We start from the raw sequence: 24,713 nt of genomic DNA, 5'->3' as shown, positions 1-24,713 counted from the left end.
GGACTGCCTCCTGAATGCAGGCAGCCTCTTTACGGTCGTAAGGAGAAACGCACCGCGGGCGCGGCAAAGAGGCGTGGAATCCGCGCAACGCTCAGGCGCACGCGGGCCTTCGGGGGAACGAGGCGCGACGTGATGAGCGTGTGATCGATCAGTCCTAGCCTAAGTCGCAAACAGCCCCGCAGTCGACAGAGCATAACCGGCAGCCTGTGAAGTACGGTCCGCACGTCCATTTCAACGACGTAGCGCAATGAAAGCTGAAGCCGACCCAGCATGGTTGCCCACGCATCGATGCGCCCGGCCTCGAGCCGGCTTGCCGAGCGCATCCGCTGCGCGTGCAGCCGACCTGCCATTCCGTAGAAAGTGACGATCCATGACAGCACGCCGACAAACGAAGCGAGCATGGGATCAGGCCGCGAGAGGAAGCCGAAGAAGAGCGTGAGTGCGACGAGCAGGACAAACGGCCCAATAACCACGGCAGGAGCGAAGCGTTGCCGACGGGTTTCACGACCCATGTGCTGGCGAAACCCGTCGCAGCACATGCGGATCACATGGGCCGACAGTACCCCTGCGTCGCTCGCGCAGCGACGCAACTGCAGTTCCAGGGAACAGGGAATCTCGCTCACGACAAGGCGCACGCCCGATAATCAAAAATTCATCCGCAAGGACTTGCTACTGAGACCGTCGACAATGCCTGCGCATGCGACGCTCTTACCCGGGCCCCGCCTCGCCTGTGTCCGTCTCGCTCCCCGGGTCAGCAGTCATAGCCGCTACCAGCGCGAGTACACCTCTTTTTTCCCGGGACTTCAGCTCGCGATACCCGGCGAGCAACCGCTCTTCATCCTGTTCGAGGGCAAGCGTATCGGGATGCGACGCGCGCCCTGTCAGCAGGTACAGGACGTCTACGCCGGCTTGTGCAATGCCAGCCAGGTAGCTTGCATCCGGATACCGCAGCCCTTTCTCGTAGTTGGACTGCGCCTGCTTCAGCACGCCACCTGCGCTGCCAAAGTCCGCCTGATTCATGCCAAGGCGTCGACGCTCCTGCTTTAGCCGAACCGGAAATATACTCAATTGTGGATTTTCATTTGACATGAATGAATTTGTTGACTAATGTGATTGTACACAATCGGCGGTAAGGCTCCGACATCGGCGCGGATACATCGCGAGGCAAACGTGACCGTTGCTGAAGGCACGCCGCCCAGTCACGACATGACCGACGAACCGTTTCATGTCCCAGCAGACTTTTGCTTCTACCCGAAAGGAGAGATGCCGTGTCGCTCAACAATGAAATCCGCGGCGCCCTTCCGCGGCGCCCCAGCGACAGGCATTCGCACGCCCAACAACTCGCTGAGTGTCCCGCCAGGCGAGCCGATCGCTGCTTCCCAACCCATATGGCACCCCATCGGCTCGCCAATTGGGTGTGCGGCGCGATCTTTAGCCCGCGACGTTATGGCGAGCCTCAATCGTGTCACCCTCGCCCTCAGGCGCACCAAGTATCGCCGCTACGAGCCCCTGCACACCTCTCTTTTCCCGGGGCTTCAGTTCCCGGTAGCCGGCAAGAAGCCGCTCCTCATCGGGATCGAGTGCGAGGGTTGACGGGTCAGACGGGCGTCCGGTCAGCAGATACAGCACGTCGACGCCGACCTCGGCGATTCCGGCCAGATAACTCGCATCGGGGTATCTCATCCCCTTCTCGTAGGTGAACTGCGCCTGTTTCTGGACCCCGCCGGCACTGGCGAATTCCGTCTGGTTCATGCCCAAACGGCGCCGCTCCTGTTTCAAACGGATCGAGAAATTATCCATTTGCGTAATTTTTGTTGACATGGAACGTTTCGATTACTAATCTATCTGATGTACGCGTTTGAATTACGAGGAGAGCGCCATGCGTTGTAGAACGGCTCGCGGCCCACGTCATAACCTGGATCGGAATTGCCATGTCCGCCAATTATGAAATCTGGGGCAACCTTCCATTAGGCTCCAGCCTCGCCCCTCCACGCGTCCAGCAACTCACGGCGAACCCTAATCGGCCGACCGATGTGCACGTCACATCCGACACCGGTATCTTTTCGCTCGTAGTACGGTTATGCAGCGCCCTTTTTAGCCAACTACATCTTGGCAGTCCTCACTGGTGTCGCCCTCAGACGCGCCGAGCATCGCTGCTACCAGCCCCTGCACACCCCTCTTTTCCCGGGGCTTTAGCTGACGGTAACCAAATAGTAACCGCTCCTCATCGGGATCGAGTGCGAGGGTTGACGGGTCAGACGGGCGTCCCGTCAGCAGATACAGCACGTCGACGCCGACCTTGGCGATTCCGGCCAGATAACTCGCATCGGGATGCCTCATGCCCTTCTCGTAGTTGAGTTGCGCATGTTTCTGCACGCCGCCGGCATTCGCCAGCTCAGCCTGGTTCAAGCCCAGCCGACGTCGCTCCTGTCTCAGGCGTACGGCAAAAGCATCCATTTGTGAAACTGATCTTGAAATATTCACGATTAGATACTATTGTTGGTCGTGTGTCCGTTTGACTACTTCCTGTGGGTATCGCGCCGAGGCGATACGAACTTGCTGTGTCCCGATAGACCTTCGTTTCTACCCGAAAGGAGAGATGCCATGTCATTCAACTACGAAATCTGCGGTGCCCTTCCGGTCCGCGCGAGTTTCAAGCATGCCCACGCCCAGCAACTCGCCGAGAGTCTCGCAAGACCCGCCGACGTCTACTTCGCCACTGATAGCGTGACCCATTCGCTCGTGATACGGGTGCGCGGCGCCCTCTCCCAGGACGAGCAGCAATCTATCGAAGACACACTCGCTCGGTTCGCGCAGAAATGGGCAGCAGCCGGTGCGATCTTCAGCCGGCGGCGCTATGGCGAACCTTCGTTCGTTGCATTCGGACTTTCTCCCCACGTCGCACTGCTCGACGAGCTTGCTGATCTGCATCTCCAGATGGATGCACTGCTGGGTCGCCAGGCATTCATTCTCGGCGAGCTCGGTGCAACGGGCGAAGACGCCATGACAGAAGCCGTCGTCGACGCGTGACAAGTGTACAGGGATGACTGCCATGGAAAAGGGAACCTACGTCCTGTCGGGCTCGTTGCCCGTGCACGACGACCTGGAGACAGAACAGATCGATCGGATAAAACGGCATCTCAAGGGCTTCGCGACGGTCTATTTCGCACACGACCAAACCGCACATACCGTATCGCTGCATGTCTCCGGCACGATGCTTCGGGATGATGCCCGCATCATCGAGCGGCGCATTGAAAAGTTTGCGGAAGAAAACGGCACGGCCGGCGCCATCCTTCTGAGCGAATGGAACGGACTGTCGGACTGGCTTATGGTCGGATTGAACTGGCATGTGCAGTGTCTCCTCAAGCTCGATGCCGTGCAGGAACAGTTCGCAAGGCTCGTGGAGCGCGAACTCGATTTTGTCGTGCGGCTCGAGCCGCACAGCGGGAATAACGATGGTCGCGGGCAGCCCCTCTTGTGCGTGTCGATGACGAGGTAAAAGCTCGGCCGTCGCCGGGAGCCAAGAGCCGTCACCATCATGATTTCGATCGCGAGAACGACCAGAAAGATCACCCCGCCCAGGCTAGCCAGCCACCCGTCGACCACGTCCCCGCCGCTGCAACGAGACCGGCGGGGCTCATACCTTCGTGCGTCGCCTTTTCGCCGCAGGACTTGGTTACAAGGTCGATCTGGCAGTCGTAACAGGCCAGCGTCTGACAGATCGCCGAAGCGCTCGTGCCCGTCACGCGGCCCCAACTGACCGACCCGCAGCCCGCGTTGCCTGCGCCGGCAGTCGCGGCGGCGGCGTGGATCTTTGCGGCGAGACCAGTCGTTGCGGCCTCAACGGCCTTTACCGCCTGCTCCTGGTAAAGGCCCGTGCCCAATGCGAACGCGAGGATCACCGCGACTCTCAGTGCGCGCCAGGCAAATGCGCGCACCGACGCGAGAGCTTCGCCGCGTATCACCGTGAAGCCATACGCGGGAATCCAGACGGTGACGGTCATGGTCACCACCGGTACGATGGCGCCGGAAAGGGCCGCCAAGACGCTGTTCACATAGTTCGACATGCCGTTCTCGAGCGTTCCGCCCACAGCGGTAAAGAGGCCGTTCATTGGTGGCCTCCCGCCGAACTCATGAAGCGCTCGTACCTGCGGGCACGGCCCGGATGCGGACTGCGCCCGCCTTGAACAGTGGACGACGTCATATGCAGCCTCCGTCACCATGAGACCCGGAATAACGACGGGGCAGGCGGACGATCAGTCACGCCACCGGACAGCGCTGCCGGAGGCAGGCAACGAAAAGCTGGAACCCGGAAAGCAAAAAGCCTGCTTGCGCAGGCTTTTTGCTTGGTTGCTGCGTATCGGCGCGCTTATGCGCACATCGATATTCAGGGCCGCTAACGCGTACTCGGTCGTGCTTCGCACGTTGACCGGATCCAGTTGTCGTTTTCTTTATAGACCAGTTTTTTCTGATGGACAAGGAACCCGCATCAGCATGTCATGCATGCCAGACGGGCAACGCGTGACTGACGCCTAGCGATAACCCGCCAGGCTGCAGCCGCGCAACGAGCTGGTGATCGCACGCCTCAGGCACATGACGCGCCGATTGCGAGCCTCGTGATGTTCGCATGTCCGACGCGCAATAGCGCAGCGTTTTCCCGATTCAGGACGCTCCCGGGTTGAAACAATGCCCGCGAATCACCGAGCTAACGCTCCGGCCCATCGATCGGCGCTCGCAACGGCGTCGCCTGGGGTTCGCGCTCATGCACCCGATGAACGGATTGATCCTCCATCCGTTCCCGTTGCGCAACGCGATCGGAAGGCTTCTGGCGCGCTCGCGCGACTGCCTCCTGCTCGCGCTCCCGTATGAGCGCCAGTCGCATTGCCTCAAGTGCCGTGTCACCGAAGCGGATGTCCAGACGATATTTCACCACCAGCATGGCGCTACGCTGCCGAAAATCTTCACTGCCCGTCACGTCAATGTGTGGCCCGAACTTCTGACGCGCGAGCAGCAGCCCGGTCAGCATGGCATCCTGGCGCGCATCGTTTGAGTCGAACACGACCCGCCACCCCTCGTCGGTCATTTGCTGCTCGCCCTGGCGCAAATAGTGCACATTGCCGTTCGCCGTATCGACGCGCCACGTCCAGTTCTCCATGACATGCGCCCGCCCTGGCGGCAAAGGGTAGGCGTCGGGTGAATGCATGGCCGAAATCCAGTTGCTACGCGCGGGCTGGACGACGCGGCTGGACGTGCGACGCCGCGCCCAGCCGTAAAGCTGCACAAGGGCCGACTCGTCACCCTGCTGGGCCAGCATTTCCACCCACTGGCGATAGCTCTGAACTCGCGCGAGTTCGCCGCGTTCGGCACGTTGCTGCTCACGCAGGCGCTCGAGCTCACGGGCGCGCTCGAAGGCCGCGATGGAACGGACTGCGCGGCGCTCAATCGATGAGAGCTCCTCCCCGAAGATACGCTCACGCACGAGACGGTGGCGCTCGAGCAGCTCACGATATTGAGTCTCGTGGCGGCTTCGCATCGCTTGCCGCCGGGCGGCGAATGCGTCCTCCTGGCGTCGCCTCTCACCTGCATACTTCGCGCGCAGTGCGGCGCAACTCTCGGCATACGCCTCCCGGTGGGACGCACTGGCGTCATTGATTTCACGTTCACCGTAGTGGCGAGCGGCCTGGGAGACCTGAATCATGCGTGCAGGTGGCTCCCAGGGCCCAAGGCGCGCTTCCAGCCTGCCCCGGCCGAGGCACTCATCCACGCTGCTGGCCTTGACGGGTAAGCGCGTTTCGTGGCCTTTCGCGTGGATCGCCAGCCCGTGCCCCCTGATACGCAACTCCAGTGCGTGTTGCGCGAGTGCCTCGTGGACATCCTGCCAGGTGACGCCGGGGTGAGAGAGCGCAGCCAGCACATCGCGCAATGGCGCCCCGCCGATGTACGTGGCGAGGCTTTCGATCCCGCTGAACGTCTCCATGTCGCGCGCCCGCGCGGGCAGGCTGTGTCGCGCGCTTCCCGGCGACGGGAGGTCGCGCTCAACGACGGGTTGCCCATCACGCTCAACGACCATAAACGGCCCCCGGTCGTGCTCCCAGCCCTGGCGCAACTCCAGCTCGCGCATGCAGCGGCCGAGTTTCAGGTAGCTCAGGCCCGGAAGCGCGGCATGGCCCGTTTGCAGGTTCACCCGGTTCACGACGACGTGCAGGTGTACGCCGCCGGTGTCGCGATGAACGGCAAATACGTACTGGTGATCTCCGAGCGGCATGCCCAGTGCTTCGAGCGCAGCGCGGCCTGCCTCGCACAGCTGGGTACTGTGCGGATGCTCCCCCTCGCGCCAGGCAACAATGAAGTGAAAAATCGGGCCACGCACACGGGCATTGCGATGTGCCACGGCGCGCATCTCCAGGTGCGCAGTCTCAAGCGACAGGCAGTTGGTGAAGGCCTCGACTTCGGGTGCACCTTCCTCGGCCGACCGCATCACATAACGGATCAGCGAGCGACAGTCGCCCCCGGCGTCACGCCCTTTCGAGAGAACCTTTGCCAGCATCGCCGAGCCCGCGTATCGCATCGATGACACCGTGCTGCGCAGCTTCGATCTGCGCAACGAGCACCGCACGCTCGGCTACCGAGAGCATCTGCGCTTCACCGAGGCGCGTGATCAATCCGCCTATCCGGCGCTGCTCGTGGCCAAGCATGACCAGCGCATCGAGCATGCGGCTCGTGCTGACATTGCGCGTCCTGCGCCCGAGTGCGCAGGCCCGCAGGTACGCTGAAAGCGTGATGCCGCAATCCGCGGCCTTCTGGACGAGGGCGCTGTGCTCATCCCGCGTCAGGCGCGCCCTGACATTCTTGTACTGCGTCGTTTCCTTGCTGGTGGACATGCTGTTGCCTCCGTTGATGTTGCCACCCCACGCGCGACACCGCACGGGTGCTGACCTTCACCGCGCACGACAGGGCAAAAAAAGCCGGTAGCGGGCAGCCCCGGGGTCACCAGCGTCCCGCGCGTCACCGATGCATCGCTGACGCATCGCCTGAGGCGCCGCGCACGGCGCACCACGACGAGCCGGTTCACCGGCGCCGCCACGCATGACGCCACGCGCCTGGCGAAGTCGGTGAGTTGCAGGCGAGCCGCCGGTGAAACGCGCTCATGACGCGCCCGGGAACCCGACGCGACGCGCAACCAGTGTGCATCCAGTAGATGAAGCAAACGAAGAACAAACTGGTAAGCGAAGATTTCGGGTCTGGATAACCACGAACAACCGCGGCATATCCAGGCGGCAGCCGTAACGTCAAGCCTGTCTGTGTGTAACAGATTGGCCGCTGGAATCTGTGTACGGTTCAGTCACGCCCTGACGGGGACAACATCGGGAGCACCGCGCAATGAGCACGAAAGGCAAGCGGACTTCGCCTGAACAGTGGGCAAAGCTCGACGCAGCCCTTCATGGGTTGCATGAGCGCCCGCCGCCGGAGACTTCGCCCTCGCTCACGCGCGAGATCTCCCGGCGTGCCGACATCCTGCGCGAGGCGCTCCAGTCGGGCTGGCGCGTGCGCGATCTCGCCGTGTTTTTCCGTGAGTCCGCAGGCATCGACGTGTCACCCAATACGATCCAGGAGGCGCTGCGCCGGGCGCTGGAAGACGCGACATCCGACAGACGCCGCGCGCGCGCAAAACGTCCCCGGCGCAAAACGGCGTCCACTCACGCGGGCGTGACGAAAACGGCGGCAACCGGCCGCATCTCAACGCCACAGGCCGCACCGCGGACGCAAGCCACAATCCACGTTGCGCAGCCCGACGCGCACGCACAGCCCTCCGGGAACGCCCCTGCCCTGGGCTCGACGCTAACCCCGGGGGCGACCAGGCGAGGGCAGCGATGAAACGGTTCGTGATGGTCTGCGGTGACAAGGGTGGCACGGGCAAGAGCCTCATGACACGGGCACTGGCGGATCGCCTGCGACGCGAGCAGCGCGACGTGCTGATGATCGATGGTGACGGGGAGGTCGGCAACCTGTTCCAGTTTTATGCCAGGCTCGATGAGGCGGGTGCGCCCGTTCAGGCCCAGCTCGCGGACGGGGTCGTGCCGATTCGATTCACCGGCACGGAGCGTGAGCGCGACCAGTTGCTCGCCGCCATCGATTCCGGGCGCGCGCTTATCCTGGCCGACCTGCCGGCGGCCTCGCTCACGCAGCTCGGCGCGTTCGATCGCGATACCGGCTTTTTTGCGGAACTGGCGCGCTGCGGCTACCGGCCCACGCTTGTCAACGTCCTCTCGCCATTCAGCTCAAGCACCCGCACGGTTCGCGAGATGATCGAGCTGGCCGGGACACAGGCCGATTATGTGGTGGCGATCAACCGGTGGTTTGGTGATCGCGAGGATTTTTTCATGTGGTATGGCGGCACGCATACTGCCGCCAGTCCCGGACGCGCCATGCTCGGCGAGTCGGGTGGAATCGAGATCAACTTGCCGAAGCTTCAGGCGGGCGTGCTCGTTGCGATAGACGACCTGATGCTCACGTTCGCAGATGCGCGCGAGGACAGACGGCTGACGACACCCCAACGTTCGCGTTTGCACCGCTGGATGCAGGCGCTTGATGAAGAGCTGGACGAGGCGGCGCAGTGGCTGGGGCTTGCGGAGACGAAGAGATGAGCAGCGAGGCATTCGACCGGCTGCTTTCGCGCATCGACGATGAAGAGCGCGAACGTATCCACGAGATGGCCATTGCGTACGGCCTGAGCTTTGACGATCCGTCATGGGTTCCCTTCGCGATTACCCGGATGACCCTGGATGAGCTCAGAACGCAGACAGCGGACGCGGCGAAGGAAATCGGGCAGGCCGCTGATCGCGCCCTGCGCAGGATCGGCAACAGTGCGCAGTCGGTCAGCGCCCAGGTCCAGGTCATGGCCGAAGCGCAGTCAGCGGCACTGAAAAGCCACCAGGATACCCTGAAGGCGCTGGAGCGGCAGTCAACCGCGAGCTACCAGAAGCTCCTGGCCGAACTCTCGGCCCAGGCGATCAGCCAGCTGGTCGAAGAAGGCACAAATGACATCGTGCAGGATGTCAGCCGCCAGTTGACCGGTGAGCACGGCGTGCTTGCGCAAAGTGCCATTGAGCACGCCGCGGCGCTCGAAAAGGCCCGCATGCGGTTCGTTGCCTCGATCGATGCGGCCGTGCCCAGAGTCGATGAGGCGGCCTGCAAGGCGGCAGGCTCGGTGCGCCGGGCCGTGCAATGCACGGCACTGCTTGCAATGGGTGTGCTGCTGCTCCATGCACTCGCGGTGCCGGGCTTCGTGATCTTCTGGACGAAGCATCAACTGTTCACCGACCTCGCCGCCCCAGGCACGTGCAGCATGCCACAGCGCCCGGATATTTCTCATGAGCCGTCGTCGGCGTCAGCCGTCTCCACCACGGCACATCGCCCCCGCATCCCGCAAAGAACGGCGTCGAAACCGGAGGCGCAACATTGAATTGCCCAGGTCGGAGGCGCATGGTGCACGTTGCGCGCGACCGGCAAAGAGGGCTTCGGCAGCACCAAAGGCAGGGCGCGTGGCGGTACAGCCGGCTCCGGACGGGCAGATCAATCCTGCACTGCGTTGTACGGCTTCGACGTGGACCTGCTTTCGCCAGCCCGGTGCCAGATGCCCGGCACGGGGTTACAGCCAGCGCAGAAGCACGGGCAGCAGAACAGGCACGATGAACGCCGTGAACACACCATTGAGGCCCATGCCGAGCCCTGCGAACGCGCCCATCTCTTCGCTCACCTGAAACGCGCGCGCGGTGCCGATACCGTGCGAAGCCACGCCAATCGCAAAGCCGCGCACCTCGGTCTCACGCACACGTATGAGGTCGAGAATCCAGCGCGCGGTGACCGCCCCGAACACGCCCGTCGAGATCACGAGCACAGCCGTGAGCGACGGGATGCCGCCGATCTTTTCGGCAACGGCCATGGCGATCGGTGTGGTCACAGACTTCGGCGCGAGCGACGCAATGGTCTGATGCGAGGCGCCGAAGAGCTTCGCAACGCCCACCGCCGACACGATCGCCGTGAGCGAGCCCGCAACGAGCCCGCCGAGCAATGGCAGCGCGCCGCGCTTGAGCTTGTCCCACTGACGATAGAGCGGGAGTGCGAGCGCGACCGTTGCGGGCCCGAGCAGGAAGTGTACGAACTGGGCGCCTTCGAAATACGTGCGATACGGCGTATCCGTGATCTTGAGCGCCGCGACGACAAGCGCCACGGCGATAAGCACCGGGTTCGCGAGCGGATTGTGCTTCGCCCGCGCGTAGATATTGATGGCGATGAGATAGGCGACGAGCGTCACCGTCAAGCCGAGCAGCGGCGTGGCGGCGAGATAGACCCAGATTGCATCGAGCTTCGTGATGGGCAGGTAGCTGTTCACGACGCGCCCTCCCCCGCCGTCGTGTTGCGCCGCTGACGACGCAGCAGCGTGCGCGTGACCAGCGCCGTCACCGCGATGCCGAGCGTCGTGCTCACGACAAGGCTTGCGATCACGGCAAGCGCCTCGCCGCGCACCGCGTGCGCGGACACCATGATGCCCACGCCCGCCGGAATGAAGAGCAGCGAGAGATGGCGCAGCAATTCGAGCGCGGTCGGCTCGATGGCCTCGACGGCGGCGGGCCGCATCAGCGCGAAGGCGAACAAAAGCAGCATGCCGATCACGGGACCGGGCACGGGCAGCGAGAACACGTAGGACACGCTCTCGCCGAGACACTGGAAAATCAGGAGGGCGGCAAGGGAACGGAGCATGGCTAAGGCTAGGGTGAGGCGGCAAACATGCGCGGCGCGCGCAGTGTAGCCCAACGGCACGCAAGGCGCAGCGAATCGTCATACCAGCGGGCGATGCGTCCCCCGGTGAGCGCTGTAGACTACGCACATGTTTGATCCCTGTTTATTGCAGCCAGTGGTCATCCCCACCGTGGTTCGCAGATGCTGGGAGCAGCGTCGGGCGAGGAACATCTATGCGTACAATAGTAGGTTTCGCGTCATGCTCCGCACCCATAAAGCTGCGTAGTGAGGACGTAAAACGGGGACATAGCTCAAACAGAACCCGCCCTTACAGACAACAGCAGTGTAGCGATGCCCACAGCAGTTACGATTGATTCCCGACGCACCGCGCCCAGCGACTGGCTGACCGCGGCTTTCCTGCTCGCTTTTCCCTCCATCGCCATGCTCGTGCAAGGCGCTTCGAGCGCCGTGTCGATCGGGGCGGGCGTCATTTCGCTGACGGCACTCTGCTCGCGGCCCGCGGGCGCGCCCTATGGCTACGCGCCGCTCGAGCGTCGCGCACTCGCGCTTTGCATCGCACTGTGCGGCCCCGTTGCCGCGGTGGCGCTCAGTACGCTTTCCCACGGACATCCCATGTTGCGGACCTGGGATTCGCCGTCGCGGTTCCTGCTTGCGATCCCGATCTTTCTCGCACTGCGGCGCGCGCCGCCGCGAATCTTCGTCTGGGCGGACCTCTCCTTTACGCTGGGCGCACTGTCCGCGCTCGCGCTGGCTCTCTTCACGCCGCGCGATTGGGGCGACGGCCGCATCGGCAGCGCGTTTCTGAACCCGATCCATTTTGGCGATCTGGCACTCGCGCTCGGCATACTGTCGGCGATTGCGCTCAACTGGTGGCGCAAGGACTCGGTACTCTGGCGCGCGCTCAAGATCGCGGGGCTGTTCGGAGGGCTCGCGGCTTCGCTATTGTCCGGCGCGCGCGGCGGCTGGGCGGCAATTCCGCTCGTCGCCTTGCTGGTCGTGTGGGAGCTCGGCCGCAGCAAACCGCTCCACTGGAAGGTGCTGATGCCGGTGGTTGTCGCGCTGCTGCTCGGGCTCGTGTACGGGCTTTCGGGGACCGTGCGCGACCGCGTCAACAGCGTGTCGTCCGATCTGACGCAATACACGCAAGGCCACCGCGACACCTCGGTCGGCATCCGTCTGCAGCTTTATGAGGCAGCGGCCACGCTGATTGCCGAACATCCAGTGCTGGGCCTTGGCGGCGACGGGTTTCGGGACAAGATGACCTCGATGGCGAAGCAAGGGGCGCTCACCCCCACGGCAGCGGCGTTCGGCGAGGGCGAAGTGCACAACGAGCTGCTCGCCTACATGGCTAACTACGGCATTGTGGGCGGCCTCGCGCTGCTCGGGATCTACATCGTGCCGGCGGTGTTCTTCGCGGCCAGACTCAAGTCCGCATCGAGGACGACGCGGCGCACGGCGCTCATGGGGCTGTCCTTTGTCCTGATGTTTTTCGTCTTCGGGCTGACGGTCGAGACTTTTGACCTGAAGAGCACCGTGTCTTTCTACGCGACCATGCTGGCCGTTCTTGCGGCGATCACGGAACGCACGGATGTCAAAACCGACTCGTTCGAAGGCTGACCGTCGGGCGCGGCGAGGTGCGGCGATGAGCGAGGCAATCCATTTCCCGTGAGCTTCACGCGCAGCGAACACGCGATTGACGCCCGTGCAGGGCTCCGGAAGCTGCCGCGTAACGCAGCATCAGGCTCCAGGTTCCCGGGAAAGCCGCATGCGCACCGACTCGAGTTGCGCAGGCAGATAGCGCGAACGCGCCCGCCTGCGCGGCAGCGCAACGAAACCGAGCCGCCGATACAACGCCGCCGCGCGCGAATTGTGCACGAGCACATCAAGCACAATTTCGCGCCCGCCTGGTTCCAGACCACGCTCGGACGCATACGTGCTGCTCAGCGCATGTTCGAACAATGCGGTAAATACGCCTGTCCCTCGCGCTTCGGCGTGCGTCGCGCAATGCGCTACGAGCGTCTGCACGCGCTTCGGCCTGGGCAGCTCGGTTTCGAGCACAAGGCCGCGCAGCAGCATCGGCACCGTGCGCAGGACACCGAAGCGGCGCAGCAGCGCCCAGACAATGTGCGGGTCGTCGAAGGCGATGCGACGGCCGTCGTGCGCGGCAAGCACGGCGACGACTTCGCCCGCTTCATTGACGGCGACTTCGTGGCGCCGCCACGAGAAGCGGCCCGACGAACACGAGAACGCGTATTCGAGAAACGCGATGCACTGCCCGGCTGGCGCACCAAGGAAAAACTCGAATTCGTGCTCGCCCGAGGCGAAGACCAGCGGCGCGCAAACCGCAGCGTCGCTTGCGCGCGCAGGACGAAATGTCAGCGCGCCCTGGCGCATGGGCAGCCCACCTGCGCGTGCCGCGCCGGATGCCGTAATCATCGACATGCTCCCTCAACGCCTGGCGATGCGAGCGAGTGCCATCACCGTGCGCGTGATCTGCCCGGACTCGTGCGTCGAACAAATGAAGAAGCGCAGACGCGCCGCACGCTCCTCCACCGCGGGATAGAAAATCGGCTGAACGTTGATGCCCTCGTCAAAGAGCGCGTTGGCCCATTGCGCCGCCTTCAGCGAGCTGCGCGTGATGACGGGCACCACCGCATAGCCGGCGCTCGTGCCGGTGTCGAGGCCAGCGGCGCGCGCCTCGTGCAGAAACTGCTGGCCGCGCGCCTTGAGCATCGCGACGCGCTCGGGCTGCGCCTTCAGCGCTTCGAGCGCAGCAAGCGATGCGGCGGCGAGCGCGGGTGCAAGCCCGACACTGTAGAGAAAGCCCGGCGCGAGGTGCCGCAGCATGTCGATGAGCGGCTGGCAGCCCGCGATGAACCCGCCACAACCGGCGAGCGTCTTGCTCATCGTACCCATCCATAGATCGACTTCACTGGACGGCACGCCGCACTGCTCGCGAATACCGCGGCCCGTCTCACCGAGCACGCCGAACGAGTGCGCTTCGTCGACCATCAGGAACACGCCGTGGCGTCGACGAATCTCGACGAAGCGCTCAAGCTCCGGATAGTCGCCGTCCATGCTGTAGAGGCCTTCGATCACCACGAGCACGTTGCGATACTCGCCGCGCACGCGCGCAAGCAGCGCATCGAGTTCGCGCCAGTCGTTGTGCGCAAAAGCGAGCCGCTTCGCGCCGCTCAGTTGCGCGCCCTGAACGATGCTGTTGTGCGCAAGCGCGTCGTGCACGATCAGATCGCCATGGCCGAACAGCGCGCCGATCACCGTGACGTTGGTCGCGTGGCCGCTCACAAAGGCCACACAGTCGTCCGTTTCGTAGAAGTCTGCGAGCGCGCGTTCGAGTTCGCGTTGTATGGGCCGTTCGCCCGCCACCATGCGGCTCGCCGACACCGAGGTGCCATAGCGGCCAATCGCGGCCTGTGCGGACGCCATGACGCCGGGATCGGAAGCGAAGCCGAGGTAGTTGTAGTTCGCGTAATTGATGTACTCGCGCGCGCCGATCGTCGTCGTGGCGCCGGCCATGCCTTCGTGCACGCGAAAGAACGGCGACGCTACCTGCAGCGTTTCGCCCATTTGCTTCAGGAGCTTGACCTGCTGATAAAGCGGCATCGCTTCGAAGCTTGCACGCGCGTCCCACGACGCAGTCTGCCTGCTCGCGCCGCGGGTCGCTGCCGCACCGTCCAGCTGTGCCTGCGCCTCGCCTGAAACGCGCTCGAGCTGGCGCTTGAGCGCTGCTGCCGCGAGCTGCTTGCGGATCTGATCACCCATTCCCATCTGCTGCTGGTTCCCCGTACGTGCTTGCGCGCGATGTCAGTCCGCGCTTGTTGTGCTTTATGTGCTTTATGTACTTTCGTTGTCGCTGGTACATTCGGCCCATTCCCACGCGTCGCGGTCAGCGAGCAACGCGGCCACGAGCCGGTAGTTCATTTCGTGGCTCGGGCGCAGCGCGCTCACGCGGCCGAGCAAGGGCGCGCCCGCGAGCGCAAGGTCGCCGACGAGATCGAGCACGCGGTGGCGCACGAACTCCTCGGGCAGTCGCATTCCGCCGATCACCCGGTTGCCGAGGATCGATGCCGTGCACGACAGACGCGCACCGCGCAGGACAGGCGTGCGCTTCACGTAACCGGCGACAATGGCGGGCAGCGCCCACTTCACGCGGCCATATGAGCGCGACGGCGCGATCTCGCGCGCAAATACCTCGGGCGTGAGCGCGCCTTCCCAATGCATGTCGCCGAAGCCCTTGAGGTCGTTGCGCACGCTGATCTCGTAGCGCTCACACGGCTCGATGCGCATTTCGCGGCGCTGCGCGAGCGTGCCATCGCTCACGACGACGGGCTTCTTCACGCGGATAAAGCGCTTCAGCCGCGCGAGCGATGTCCGTCCGCATGCCTCGATCGCAGCAATCCAGGGCGCGGCGCTGCCGTCGAGAATCGGCACTTCTTCGGCATCGAGTTCGACGATCGCATGGTCGATGCCGCCGACGAGAAGCGAAGCGAGCAAATGCTCGACCGTGCGCACACCCTTGCCCTTGTTCGAGCCTTCGCGCGCGCGCAGCATCGTGCAAAGCGGCTGCGCCTCGCGCAGCGCCGGATCGACGCGCAGCGTGGCGACTTCGCGGCCGGCCTGCACCCGGCGGAATACGATGCCGTGCCCTGCATGTGCATCGGGCGCGGGATGAATGCGCACCTGAACGCGGCGCCCCGTGTGCAGCCCGTGCCCACTCATTACGAGTTCGCGCGCGAGCGTGCCTTCGCTGCTTGCCCAGCCTGCGGGCGCCCTCATTCGACCAGTTCCTCGGCGCGTTTGCTCGCCACGGCCGGTGCCGCCAGTTCGACGTTGATCTCGAGCGCGTGCTTGCGTGCGAGATCCGCCACCGCCGCCGCGGTTTCGGTTTGTGAATCGGTCTGCGCGCGAGGCGAGGAGTCGGCCGACTCCGCATCGGCCTCGATCGATTCGACGATGCGCGCCGCGAGCGAGCGCACCGTCGCGCCTTCCGCGATCGCCATTACCGAGAGCTTGACCTCGAAGGCCTCCTCGACCGCGAGGCCGAGTTCCATGCCCATCAGCGAGTCCATGCCCATGTCGAGCACCGAACGCTCCAGTTCCACCTTTTCGGGCGCGAGATGCAGGATACGCGCGATCTGCGCGCGCAGCGTCTCTTCGACAAGCGCGAGCGCCTCGGCATGCGGCAAAGCTGTGACTCGGCCACGCAGCGGCTGGCCGCCGTCGCTCGCGGGCTCGTTCGCATTGCGCATGCGCAGCGCCGCATAACGGCGCGCGCCAGCCGCCGGCATGCCCCGTGAGAGCGCCTGCCAGTCGAGTCGGACCACGGCCTCGCCCGCTGCGCCCGTGAGCAGCGCGTGCTCGAGCGCGACGAGCGCCTCGTCCGACGAGATCGACGCCCCGCCAATGCGCGACTGCAGCGCCTCGCGTGTCTTCTCGTTGCGCGCGAGGAAGCCGACGTCGTCGAGCGGGCCCCATGCCATGTAAGTGCCCGGCAGGTTCGCCGCGCGACGCATTTCCACCAGCGCTTCGAGGAAGCTGTTGGCGGCCACGTAGCTCGACTGGCCCGGATTGCCGAGCGTCGTCGTCGCCGACGAATAGACGACGAAGAAGTCGAGCGCGCAATCCAGCGTCGCGCGGTGCAGATTCCAAGCTCCCGCGAGCTTCGGCGCGAGCACGGCTTCAAAGCGCGCGTCGTCGAGATTGCGCACGAGACCGTCGTCGATGTGCATCGCCGAATGCAGCACGCCCTTGAGCGGCGTGCCGCACGCCGCGATTTGTGCGACGAGCGCCTGCACGGCGGCGGCGTTCGTCACGTCGCAGGAAACCACGCGCGTCTTCACGCCGAGTTCTTCCTGCCAGCGTGCGACTTCCGCGCGTGCCGCCTCGCCCAGCGTGCCGCTGCGGCTCGCGAGCGTGATATGCCGCGCGCCGCGGGCCACCATCCAGCGCGCCGTCGCGAAACCAAGACCGCCCGTGCCGCCGATCACGAGATACGCGCCGCTGGCGTCGCAGCGCAGCGCAGCCGCGCTACTCGCGTCGCGGGTGGGCGCGGGCGTACCCGCCGGATAACCGATCAGCACCTTGCCGATCTGGCGCGCCTGCTGCATGTAGCGGAATGCCTCTTCGACACGCGCCGCCGGGAACAGGCGGTACGGCAGCGGATGCAGCACGCCATCGGCGAAACGCTGCATGACGGCCTCGAACAGGCGCGTTGTCAGCCCGGGCAGCGCGCCCATGAGTTGGTCTGCATCGATGCCGAAATAGCTGATGTTGTTGCGGAACGGTCGCAGGCCGATGCGGCTGTTCTCGTAGAAGTCGCGCTTGCCCAGTTCGAGGAAGCGGCCGAACGGACGCAGCGTATCGATACTGCGCACCATCGCCTCGCCCGCGAGCGAGTTGAGCACGACATCCACGCCCGCGCCGCCCGTGGCGTCGCGCACCTGATCGGCAAACGCGAGGCTGCGCGAATCGAACACACGGTCCACGCCAAGCAGGCGCACGAACTCGCGCTTCTCGCGGCTGCCCGCGGTGGCGAACACCTCGGCGCCGAGCAGGCGCGCGAGCTGGATCGCCGCAATGCCCACGCCGCCCGCACCTCCATGCACGAGCACACGCTCGCCTTCGCGCACGCGTGCCAGTTCGACGAGCGCGTACCAGGCCGTGAAGAAGGTGGTGGGCACCGTCGCGGCTTCCTCGAAGGTCATCGAGGCCGGCTTGCGCGTGATCGCGCCCGCACGCGTGACGACGCGCGTGGCGAACGAGGCCGGCGCGAAGCCGAGCACGGCGTCGCCGGGATTGAAGTTGCCCACGCCCGCGCCCACGCGCGTCACGCGGCCCGACAGCTCCATGCCGACTGTCGCGCCCGCGAAGCCGCTTTCGACCGCTTCGTCGGAGAGCAGGCCCATTGCGTACATGACATCGCGGAAATTGAGGCCGGTCGCCACAGGCTCGATTTCGACTTCGTCGGCGGCGAGCGTGCGCGCCGCCTGTGCGAACCATTCGAGGTTGCGCAGCGAACCTGGCGTATCGAAGGCGAGCACAGCGGGCTGCACGTTGGGCACCGCACGGCGACGTTGCATCTGGGCGGCATCGAGCATGCGCGGCACGAAGCGGCCGCGCGCGGTGAGCACGACTTCCTCTTCGACGTCGCCTGCCAGCAGCTCCATTGCCAGTAACGCGCTAGCGTTCTCGCATGCCGCCGATACGTCGATGAGGCGGCAGCCCAGTTCGGGATGCTCGTTCGCAAGCACACGCCCCAGGCCCCACAGCGTGGCCTGCTCGGCACGGCGCGGGGTGCAGTCTTCCGCCGATTCAGCCGGCGCGAACGGCGCGCCATCCTGCGTCACGATGCTCAGTTGCACCGGCAGTGCGGCGTCGCCCAGTTCGCGCACGAGGCGCGCGAGTGCGACCGAAGTCGCGCGCTGCGTTTGCATCAACGCGGCGCCATCGGCGTCGGCAGGCAGCGCGGCTTCGGGCGCGATGAACACGAGATGCAACGGCGCGCCATCGCGTGCAGTGCTCACCACGCGGAGTGCGTTCGCCACTTCGGATTGCGCAATGGCTTCGACGTCGACGCCGAGCGCGCGCAAGGCGTCCGCCAGGCCAACAACGCGTGGGCCAGCGCTCTCATCGGCATGGACAAGGAGCCACTGGGCGTAGGTCGGAGCCACAGGCGCCTCATTCGCGGTGTGCGTCGGCAAGCGCAGGGGCGCGCGCGCCACGATCAACGCAGGCGTGCCTTCGATCTCATAGCCCTGCTCCGCGAACGACACCACATCGGTGAACCCGGCAGCCTCCAGCAGACGCACAAGTTCGACGGCGCTTTGCGGCGCACCCGCTTCGGCGCGCGCCGCTCCGAAGACGATATCGGCAAAACGGCCCCGGCGGGGCTCCGCGAGCGCGACAAACGCACCCGGCGCGAGCCAGCCGCGCAGCGCGGTCAGCGCCGCGAGCGAATCGGCCTGACCGGCCAGCAGACAGTTGGCGATGACCATGTCGTACGGCGCGTCGTCGTCGGACTGAAGCGCGAGCCGCTCGCCCGCGACCAGCGTGACGAGGCGCGCGGCATGGCCGCCTTCAGCCGCGAGCGCGGCCTGCTGGGGCGCCGTGCAGGCGATCGCGTAGTCGCAGCGCGAGGGCGGCAGCGCAACTTCGAGTGGGCGCGGCACGTCCACGTCGGCGCGGCCAATCTCCAGCACACGCAGGCGGCGCGGCGCCTGCCACGCCGCGACCGCGCGCGCGGCAAGCGCACCGATCAGCGCGCGCACATGCGACCACGTCGGCGAAGCCTCGAAGAAGTGCTCGACGAGGCTCTTGCTGGTCGGCGACATCAGCTTTTCCGGCGCCAACTCGCCCGCGAGGAGCGCCGGCAGCGCCACGCCGCAATGCGCGAGCAGCGTCAGTTCCGCGACGTGCGCGGGCGATTGTTCGAGCAGGCTGCGCCAAAGTTCGTCCACGGGCGGGAGCGCCTCGCAGGCTTCTGGCTCGCGCACGAGAAGCTCACCTTCGCGACGCGCGAGGCCGTCTTCGACAAGCATCGCGGCAAGGCGCGCCGCCAGGCCCGGCAACGGGCCGAAGGCGAGACCAGGCGTGCGGAATGCACCGATCTTCTCGAATGCGCGCAGCGCATAGCCGCTCGCCAGCACGTCGATGAGCGGCAGCACTTCGGTGAGGTGCATTGCGCGGCGCTTTTGTGCGTCCTGCGCGCCGTCGTTGGCGAGCGCCCGCTGCGCCTCTTCAAGCAGTGCGGCGGGAGCGGGCAGCGTCGACGCGTCAAAGCCGTCCGCCAGTGGACGCGCTTCCAGGTGATACGTATAGCGCGACGGCGCGGCATGGCGGCGGGCCTGCAGATCGACGCGGCGGAAACGGCACTGAGTGAGACGTGCGACCACGCGCGCGGCGCCGTCGAGGAAATGGAACGAGACGACGACCGAATGCGGGCTGCGCCGCTCGACCATGGCCAGTACCTGGCGAATCGTGTCGCCGCGCAGATAGTCGATGCGGCCGAACTGCACCGGCAGCCAGGCGGCGCGGTCCTGGTTCGTCCCCGTCAGTGCAAAGAGCGGATGAAAGCCCGCATCGAGCAGCGCCGGATGCAGGCTGTAACGCGCGAGATCGGCGTCGTCGGCCAGTTGCGGCGCGGCCAGTTCGGCCAGCACCGCTTCGCCCAAGGCGCGCACGCACTGCACGCGGCGGAACGCCGGGCCGTAGGTCAGACCGATCGACTCGGTCGCGGCGTAGAGCGTGGGCGCGTCGACGGCCAGTTGCGCGGACAACGACTGCAGCGTGCGCGCATCGATCGTGCTGTTGGCGTCGAGCGTGTTGCCGCTCGCGAGGAGCCGCCCCACCACATTGACCGACCACGCGTCGTCGCTCATGCGCTCGCGCGTTTCGATCGTGAACGCCGCGGTGCGCACGTCGATGACGAGGCGGAACAGCTTGGCGTGATTCGCCTGGAACACCACCGGCTGACGGATTTCGACGTTTTCGAGCGCGCAGGTTTCGGTCGCGAAGAGCACGCGTGCGGCGGCCAGTGCCATTTCCACGAAGCCCGCCGCCGGGAACGTCACGCCGCCATCGACGACGTGATCGGCGAGATACGGCAGGCGCGTCGGATCGATATGGTTTTCCCAGCCGAACGCGTGCTCATGCAGGCGATAGCCGAGCAGCGGATGCACGCGGTGACGGTTCGCGAGGCCGTAGCCTTCGATCGTCGGCACCAGCCAGTAGTGCTCGTGCTGCCACGGATAAACCGGCAGCCTCACCGTATCGGTATCGGCGGCACGCGGCACGAGACGCTCGCGATCGACGCGCGCGCCATGCGCCACGGCGGCGAGCACCGCGCGATGCAGCGTCGCGGCGCTGTCGTGATGACGCTTGAGCGTTGCAAGCGGCGCGCCGGTTTCCTTAAGCGCGGCGAGCGTCTGCTTCACATAGGTGCGCAGGATCGAGTGCGGGCCGACTTCGACAAAGAGGCGCACGCCCTCTTCGACCAGATGCGCGATGGCGTCGCCAAAACGCACCGGCTCGCGGATATTGCGCCACCAGTATTGCGCGTCGAGTTCGCTGCCTGCGAGCGGGCCGCCCGTGACCGTCGACACGTAACGATGCGCGGCGACGCGCGGCGCGATATCGGCGAGGCCCTCGCGCACCGGCGCTTCGATGCCGTCCATGTGACGACTGTGGAACGCGTAATCGAGATCGAGCAACTGGAAGAAATGACCCGTGGCCTTGAGCGCCGTGCCGATCACCTCGAGGCCCGCGAGCGAACCCGCGAGCGTGACCGACTGCACGCTGTTGATGCCGGCGACTTCGACGTCGCCGGTCAGGCCTTGCTGAAGAATCATTTCGCGCGCTTCGGCCTCGCCGATACCCGCGGCGGCCATGCGGCCCGTCCCGCGGGTGAGCGCCTGGGCGCGGCTGCGGATCTTGACGACCTGGACGGCGTCGGCGAGCGTCAGTGCGCCCGAAGCCCACGCGGCCGCGACTTCGCCGACGCTGTGGCCGACGCACGCGTCATAGGCCACGCCGTTCGCCTCGATCGCGCGCACGATGCCGACCTGGATCGCGAACAGCAGCGGCTGTCCGTGCTCGGTGGCGGAAAGCGTGTCAGCGTCTGCGCCCGCCGCGAGCATCGCGTAGAGCGACTGGCTGCCGTCGGCGCACCAGAGCGCGTCCACTTCTTCGACAGCCGCGCGAAACACAGCGTCTTCGGCGAGCAGCTGCTTGCCCATGCCGGCCCACTGCGAGCCGTTGCCCGAGAACACCAGCGCGACCGGGGCGTCGTCAGTTATCATTTCAGCATGGACGAGCGCGGCAGGCGCGATGTCGCCTTGCACTGCGATTTCTTCCGGACGCGCCAAGGCGGCGAGCGCGGCATGCGCTTCGTCGAACGTTGCGGGCGCAATGATCGCGCGATGCTCGAGCCACTGGCGCCGATGCGCAGCGGCGGCGGCGAGCGCATCCCATGATTGACTTGCGTCGAGGCGCGCGAGATAGCGCGCGGCGAGCGTCGCCAGCGCGCGCTCCGAACGTGCGGTGAGCACGAGCGGCGCGAAGCCCTCTACCTGTGCGGCCTGTTGCATTTTGGCCTGACGCGCAGGCGCTTCCGTCAATACGACGTGGGCATTCGTGCCGCCGAAGCCGAACGAATTGACGCCTACCACCAGTTCGCGGCCATGCGTGCCAATCGGCGTCATGCGCTCGACCACGCGCATATGACCGCCCGCGAAATCGATATTGGGATTCGGCTTTTCGAAGTGCAGCGAACGCGGCACGGCGCGATGTTTCAGGCACAGGACGGCCTTGAGCAGGCCCGCCATGCCCGAACCCGTTTCCAGGTGGCCGATATTGGTCTTCACCGAGCCGATCAGCAGCGGCTTATCCGCATCGCGGCCCGCGCCGACGACATCGGCGAGCGCGCGCGTCTCGATCGGATCGCCAACCGCCGTGCCCGTGCCGTGCGCTTCCAGATAATCGACGGTGCGCGGATCGATCTGCGCGCGCGCGTAGACTTCGCGCAGCAACGCGGCCTGCGTGGGCGTGCCCGGCACGCTGATGCCGCCCTGCGTGAAACCGTCTGAATTGACGCCGCTGCCCGCGATCACCGCGTGGATCGTGTCGCCGTCCGCGAGTGCGCGCTCGAGCGTTTTCAGCACCACGACCGCGCCGCCCTCTGCGCGCACATAGCCGTCGCCGGTTGCGTCGAACGCGCGGCAACGCCCACGCGGCGACAGCATCGACGCCTTCGAGAAGCCGACGAAGCCGAACGGATGCAGCAGCAGATTGACGCCGCCCGCGAGCGCCATGCTGGCGTCGCCGGTCTGCAGCGCCTTCACGGCCTGGTGGAGCGCGACGAGCGATGACGAGCACGCCGTATCGATCGACATGCTCGGGCCGTGCAGATCGTAGACCCACGAAATGCGGTTCGAGGCGATGGAGAGCGTGTTGCCCGTTGCCGAGTATGGATCGACCGTGTTCAGGTCGTCCATGTTGCGGTTGCCATAGTCGCTGCTCGCGACGCCGACATAGACGGCGCAATCGCTGCCGCGTAGTGATTCAGGACGCACGCCCGCGTCCTCGAAGGCTTCCCATGTCAACTCGAGCAGCAGGCGCTGCTGCGGGTCCATCTGCGTCGCCTCACGCGGCGAAATGCCAAAGAAGGCCGCGTCGAAACCTGCGACGTCGTCGAGCACGCCCGCGGCGAACGTGTAGCTCTTGCCTGGCTCGCGCTTCGATGGGTGCTGATAGAACTCGGTGCCGAAGCGGTCTGCGGGAATGTGCGTGACGGCGTCTTTCTCGCTTTCGAGCAGACTCCAGAACTCTTCCGGCCCGGTAACCCCGCCCGGGAAACGGCACGACATGCCAACGATTGCGATCTTGCTGTTCTTCATAGCTGCTCTGTTCTCTCGGACTCGCCTGTCACGACCTCGCGCCGCTCCGCCGTGTCCATGGCCTGGAGCAGCGCGACGCCGAGATCCTCGACGGCTTTGTCTTGCTTCCTGGCGGGCCGATCTCCGAAATTCCGCCAGATGAAGTAGTTGCTGCGGCTCGGTACAGTGCCAAGCCGTTCGAATATGTGTGGCAATGCGGGTACATGATCGCCGTAAAAGCACAGCACGGTGTCGCGCCGGCGCGCGCGCAGATGCGCGAGCAATCGGCCGATCATGGCGTCCGCGTTGGCGATGTGACGCAGATACGCGGTGAGATCCTTATACGCGGGATCTTCCCCAAGGTGGTGATAACGGCTGGATTCGCCCTTTTCCACAGTTTCCAGATGCAGCGGGCCGTGATTTTCCATCGTCATTGCGAAAATGAACGCGGGTTTCGAGCGCGACGAGTCCAGTTCCTTGACGATTCGATCGAAGACGCTCTCGTCCGAGATATAAGGGCCCGCGCGGTGTGCGTTGGTGAAGGCGCGAATGTCGAGGAAGCGGTCAAAACCGAGCAGTGGAAAGACGCGATCGCGGCCAAAGAAGTCCGCATGATACGGATGAATCGCGACAGTTTCATATCCGGCGCGTTTGAACCAGTTGGCTAGTGAGGCGTAGGCTCGGCGCACGAAGGCATAAGGGTAGAAGCGTGCGTAGCCTAGTTTGGAGGTTGAAATGCCGCTAAGAAGAGCGAATTCCGAACGCATCGTGTTGGCGCCCCATGCGGGGACGTCGAGTTCGCCGTACGTAGCAGATTCTCGCAGCGCGGTGTCGAACTGGACGTAGAGCGAAGATTCGATTGCCGCACTTGACGGGCGTGCGTCGAAGAAGGATTCGCTTTGGATGACGATGATGTCGGGACGGCTCGCGGGTATGGATGCGTGCGCGAACGAGCTCGCTGACATCGCACACTCGAAGCCCCGGAAGCTTGCGGGACGCATACCGTTGAGAAGGTAGGCCACGAAAACGGCGAAAAAACCGTGATGGAGCTGGTCTTCGAGTGGATCGAGCGTGAGGCGCAGACGCGCAGCGAACGGGTATCCGATGATCAGGCAGACAGCGGCTGCTAGCGCGCAATATGCAGCGACGTATGCGGGCGCGTCAGCGTCGAGAAAAAAGCCGCCCGCGAGCAAAAGCACGCCCGCGACGATGGCAATCACCGTCTGTACGCTCAGGAATGGCAAATACAGCCGCGGATGCGCGAATAACTGGCCGAAAAGGCTCAGATCGGTAAAAACGAACGGCTCGCGCAACGACGTGTATTTCGCATTGCTAACGCCGCTCATAAGGCCTACCAGCGCCAGCGCGATGAAGGCAGAAAAATGAGGGCGACGCGTGAGCGCACAAATCAGGCAGGCGACGAAAACCACACTCACGATATGCAGCGCAAGCGCGCCCGGCGTGCGGCGCAGACCGACGCGCGGACGTGCGATCGCATCCGCTGCAAAAGACAGCGCGGCGGCACACGCAAACGTTAGCGGGATCGAAACCGTTGACGCC

20 protein-coding genes are annotated in these 24,713 nt (G+C 65.1%); 6 read left to right on the top strand and 14 right to left on the bottom strand.

Going from position 1 to position 24,713, the window contains the following annotated elements; genetic code table 11:
• Window positions 1–29 precede the first annotated feature (29 nt).
• From C7411_RS33690 to C7411_RS33675, 4 genes are all read right to left on the bottom strand, one after another.
• Window positions 30–623 carry a hypothetical protein gene (locus C7411_RS33690; RefSeq protein WP_133253745.1) on the bottom strand — a complete coding sequence of 198 codons (594 nt, stop codon included), beginning with the start codon at window positions 621–623 and terminating at the stop codon, window positions 30–32.
• 85 nt (window positions 624–708) lie between these two features.
• On the bottom strand, window positions 709–1,089 hold the full coding sequence (locus C7411_RS33685; RefSeq protein WP_243413439.1) for a helix-turn-helix domain-containing protein: 381 nt from the start codon (window positions 1,087–1,089) through the stop codon (window positions 709–711).
• Window positions 1,090–1,431: 342 nt separating this feature from the next.
• Window positions 1,432–1,821 (bottom strand): helix-turn-helix domain-containing protein, encoded by a 390-nt coding sequence (locus tag C7411_RS33680; protein ID WP_243413438.1) that lies wholly within the window; start codon window positions 1,819–1,821, stop codon window positions 1,432–1,434.
• Window positions 1,822–2,094: 273 nt separating this feature from the next.
• Window positions 2,095–2,457: a helix-turn-helix domain-containing protein gene (locus tag C7411_RS33675; protein WP_110388426.1), complete on the bottom strand. Its 363-nt coding sequence runs from the start codon at window positions 2,455–2,457 to the stop codon at window positions 2,095–2,097.
• Between the two features lie 147 nt (window positions 2,458–2,604).
• Here C7411_RS33675 and C7411_RS33670 point away from each other — a divergent pair, with 147 nt between their 5' ends.
• Together C7411_RS33670 and C7411_RS33665 are read left to right on the top strand one after the other, a co-directional pair.
• Window positions 2,605–3,030 carry a hypothetical protein gene (locus C7411_RS33670; RefSeq protein WP_110388425.1) on the top strand — a complete coding sequence of 142 codons (426 nt, stop codon included), beginning with the start codon at window positions 2,605–2,607 and terminating at the stop codon, window positions 3,028–3,030.
• A gap of 22 nt (window positions 3,031–3,052) precedes the next feature.
• On the top strand, window positions 3,053–3,499 hold the full coding sequence (locus C7411_RS33665) for a hypothetical protein (RefSeq protein ID WP_110388424.1): 447 nt from the start codon (window positions 3,053–3,055) through the stop codon (window positions 3,497–3,499).
• 70 nt (window positions 3,500–3,569) lie between these two features.
• Here the strand turns inward: C7411_RS33665 and C7411_RS33660 are convergent, their stop codons facing one another.
• From C7411_RS33660 to mobA, 3 genes are all read right to left on the bottom strand, one after another.
• Window positions 3,570–4,112: a type IV secretion system protein gene (locus C7411_RS33660; protein ID WP_165822948.1), complete on the bottom strand. Its 543-nt coding sequence runs from the start codon at window positions 4,110–4,112 to the stop codon at window positions 3,570–3,572.
• Window positions 4,113–4,705: 593 nt separating this feature from the next.
• Window positions 4,706–6,547 carry a TraI/MobA(P) family conjugative relaxase gene (traI, locus tag C7411_RS33655; RefSeq protein WP_165822947.1) on the bottom strand — a complete coding sequence of 614 codons (1,842 nt, stop codon included), beginning with the start codon at window positions 6,545–6,547 and terminating at the stop codon, window positions 4,706–4,708.
• Window positions 6,516–6,881, bottom strand: coding sequence for a plasmid mobilization protein MobA (gene mobA, locus C7411_RS33650; protein ID WP_110388422.1), 366 nt, complete (start codon window positions 6,879–6,881; stop codon window positions 6,516–6,518). The genes traI and mobA overlap by 32 nt, the downstream gene beginning before the upstream one ends.
• A gap of 499 nt (window positions 6,882–7,380) precedes the next feature.
• Here mobA and C7411_RS33645 point away from each other — a divergent pair, with 499 nt between their 5' ends.
• Genes C7411_RS33645 through C7411_RS33635 form a run of 3 tightly spaced genes read left to right on the top strand, consistent with a single transcriptional unit; the run spans window position 7,381 to window position 9,463 of the window.
• Window positions 7,381–7,875: a hypothetical protein gene (locus tag C7411_RS33645; RefSeq protein WP_110388421.1), complete on the top strand. Its 495-nt coding sequence runs from the start codon at window positions 7,381–7,383 to the stop codon at window positions 7,873–7,875.
• A complete protein-coding gene (locus tag C7411_RS33640; RefSeq protein ID WP_110388420.1) occupies window positions 7,872–8,645 on the top strand; it encodes a nucleotide-binding protein in 774 nt (257 codons plus the stop codon). The genes C7411_RS33645 and C7411_RS33640 overlap by 4 nt, the downstream gene beginning before the upstream one ends.
• The gene (locus C7411_RS33635; RefSeq protein ID WP_110388419.1) at window positions 8,642–9,463 is read left to right on the top strand and encodes a hypothetical protein; all 822 of its coding nucleotides are present in this window, start codon (window positions 8,642–8,644) and stop codon (window positions 9,461–9,463) included. Before C7411_RS33640 ends, C7411_RS33635 begins: the two co-directional genes overlap by 4 nt.
• A gap of 186 nt (window positions 9,464–9,649) precedes the next feature.
• Here the strand turns inward: C7411_RS33635 and C7411_RS33630 are convergent, their stop codons facing one another.
• Together C7411_RS33630 and C7411_RS33625 are read right to left on the bottom strand one after the other, a co-directional pair.
• The gene (locus C7411_RS33630; RefSeq protein WP_243413437.1) at window positions 9,650–10,393 is read right to left on the bottom strand and encodes an LrgB family protein; all 744 of its coding nucleotides are present in this window, start codon (window positions 10,391–10,393) and stop codon (window positions 9,650–9,652) included.
• The gene (locus C7411_RS33625) at window positions 10,390–10,761 is read right to left on the bottom strand and encodes a CidA/LrgA family protein (RefSeq protein ID WP_110388418.1); all 372 of its coding nucleotides are present in this window, start codon (window positions 10,759–10,761) and stop codon (window positions 10,390–10,392) included. The genes C7411_RS33630 and C7411_RS33625 overlap by 4 nt, the downstream gene beginning before the upstream one ends.
• A gap of 330 nt (window positions 10,762–11,091) precedes the next feature.
• On the opposite strand from C7411_RS33625, the gene C7411_RS33620 reads away from it, so the two are divergent.
• Complete coding sequence (locus tag C7411_RS33620) at window positions 11,092–12,378, top strand: O-antigen ligase family protein (RefSeq protein ID WP_110388417.1); 1,287 nt, start codon at window positions 11,092–11,094, stop codon at window positions 12,376–12,378.
• Between the two features lie 120 nt (window positions 12,379–12,498).
• Here C7411_RS33620 and C7411_RS33615 read toward each other — a convergent pair whose 3' ends face one another.
• The 5 genes from C7411_RS33615 to C7411_RS33595 form a co-directional block, all read right to left on the bottom strand.
• Window positions 12,499–13,155: a GNAT family N-acetyltransferase gene (locus C7411_RS33615; protein WP_243413440.1), complete on the bottom strand. Its 657-nt coding sequence runs from the start codon at window positions 13,153–13,155 to the stop codon at window positions 12,499–12,501.
• Between the two features lie 54 nt (window positions 13,156–13,209).
• The gene (locus C7411_RS33610) at window positions 13,210–14,550 is read right to left on the bottom strand and encodes an aminotransferase class I/II-fold pyridoxal phosphate-dependent enzyme (protein ID WP_110388416.1); all 1,341 of its coding nucleotides are present in this window, start codon (window positions 14,548–14,550) and stop codon (window positions 13,210–13,212) included.
• Window positions 14,551–14,616: 66 nt separating this feature from the next.
• Window positions 14,617–15,558, bottom strand: coding sequence for a UDP-3-O-acyl N-acetylglycosamine deacetylase (locus C7411_RS33605; RefSeq protein WP_110388415.1), 942 nt, complete (start codon window positions 15,556–15,558; stop codon window positions 14,617–14,619).
• Window positions 15,555–23,174, bottom strand: a complete 7,620-nt coding sequence (locus tag C7411_RS33600) for a type I polyketide synthase (protein WP_110388414.1) — start codon at window positions 23,172–23,174, stop codon at window positions 15,555–15,557. Before C7411_RS33600 ends, C7411_RS33605 begins: the two co-directional genes overlap by 4 nt.
• A complete protein-coding gene (locus C7411_RS33595) occupies window positions 23,171–24,697 on the bottom strand; it encodes an LTA synthase family protein (RefSeq protein ID WP_110388441.1) in 1,527 nt (508 codons plus the stop codon). The genes C7411_RS33600 and C7411_RS33595 overlap by 4 nt, the downstream gene beginning before the upstream one ends.
• Between the last annotated feature and the right edge of the window lie 16 nt (window positions 24,698–24,713).

The sequence above is a fragment of the Paraburkholderia silvatlantica genome (genome assembly GCF_003096715.1).
Lineage (GTDB): Bacteria > Pseudomonadota > Gammaproteobacteria > Burkholderiales > Burkholderiaceae > Paraburkholderia > Paraburkholderia silvatlantica.
Note: the sequence above shows the minus strand (reverse complement) of the source record. Positions and strands in the feature narration are given on the sequence as shown.

Excerpts from the sequence above, each read along its gene's own strand:
- C7411_RS33645 (WP_110388421.1), top strand. The coding sequence starts at position 7,381 with ATGAGCACGAAAGGCAAGCGGACTTCGCCTGAACAGTGGGCAAAGCTC.
- C7411_RS33625 (WP_110388418.1), bottom strand. The coding sequence starts at position 10,761 with ATGCTCCGTTCCCTTGCCGCCCTCCTGATTTTCCAGTGTCTCGGCGAG.
- mobA (WP_110388422.1), bottom strand. The coding sequence starts at position 6,881 with ATGTCCACCAGCAAGGAAACGACGCAGTACAAGAATGTCAGGGCGCGC.
- C7411_RS33640 (WP_110388420.1), top strand. The coding sequence starts at position 7,872 with ATGAAACGGTTCGTGATGGTCTGCGGTGACAAGGGTGGCACGGGCAAG.
- C7411_RS33660 (WP_165822948.1), bottom strand. The coding sequence starts at position 4,112 with ATGAACGGCCTCTTTACCGCTGTGGGCGGAACGCTCGAGAACGGCATG.
- C7411_RS33675 (WP_110388426.1), bottom strand. The coding sequence starts at position 2,457 with ATGGATGCTTTTGCCGTACGCCTGAGACAGGAGCGACGTCGGCTGGGC.
- C7411_RS33685 (WP_243413439.1), bottom strand. The coding sequence starts at position 1,089 with ATGTCAAATGAAAATCCACAATTGAGTATATTTCCGGTTCGGCTAAAG.
- C7411_RS33620 (WP_110388417.1), top strand. The coding sequence starts at position 11,092 with ATGCCCACAGCAGTTACGATTGATTCCCGACGCACCGCGCCCAGCGAC.
- C7411_RS33610 (WP_110388416.1), bottom strand. The coding sequence starts at position 14,550 with ATGGGAATGGGTGATCAGATCCGCAAGCAGCTCGCGGCAGCAGCGCTC.
- C7411_RS33670 (WP_110388425.1), top strand. The coding sequence starts at position 2,605 with ATGTCATTCAACTACGAAATCTGCGGTGCCCTTCCGGTCCGCGCGAGT.
- C7411_RS33615 (WP_243413440.1), bottom strand. The coding sequence starts at position 13,155 with ATGCGCCAGGGCGCGCTGACATTTCGTCCTGCGCGCGCAAGCGACGCT.
- C7411_RS33600 (WP_110388414.1), bottom strand. The coding sequence starts at position 23,174 with ATGAAGAACAGCAAGATCGCAATCGTTGGCATGTCGTGCCGTTTCCCG.
- traI (WP_165822947.1), bottom strand. The coding sequence starts at position 6,547 with ATGCTGGCAAAGGTTCTCTCGAAAGGGCGTGACGCCGGGGGCGACTGT.
- C7411_RS33635 (WP_110388419.1), top strand. The coding sequence starts at position 8,642 with ATGAGCAGCGAGGCATTCGACCGGCTGCTTTCGCGCATCGACGATGAA.
- C7411_RS33665 (WP_110388424.1), top strand. The coding sequence starts at position 3,053 with ATGGAAAAGGGAACCTACGTCCTGTCGGGCTCGTTGCCCGTGCACGAC.
- C7411_RS33680 (WP_243413438.1), bottom strand. The coding sequence starts at position 1,821 with ATGTCAACAAAAATTACGCAAATGGATAATTTCTCGATCCGTTTGAAA.
- C7411_RS33605 (WP_110388415.1), bottom strand. The coding sequence starts at position 15,558 with ATGAGGGCGCCCGCAGGCTGGGCAAGCAGCGAAGGCACGCTCGCGCGC.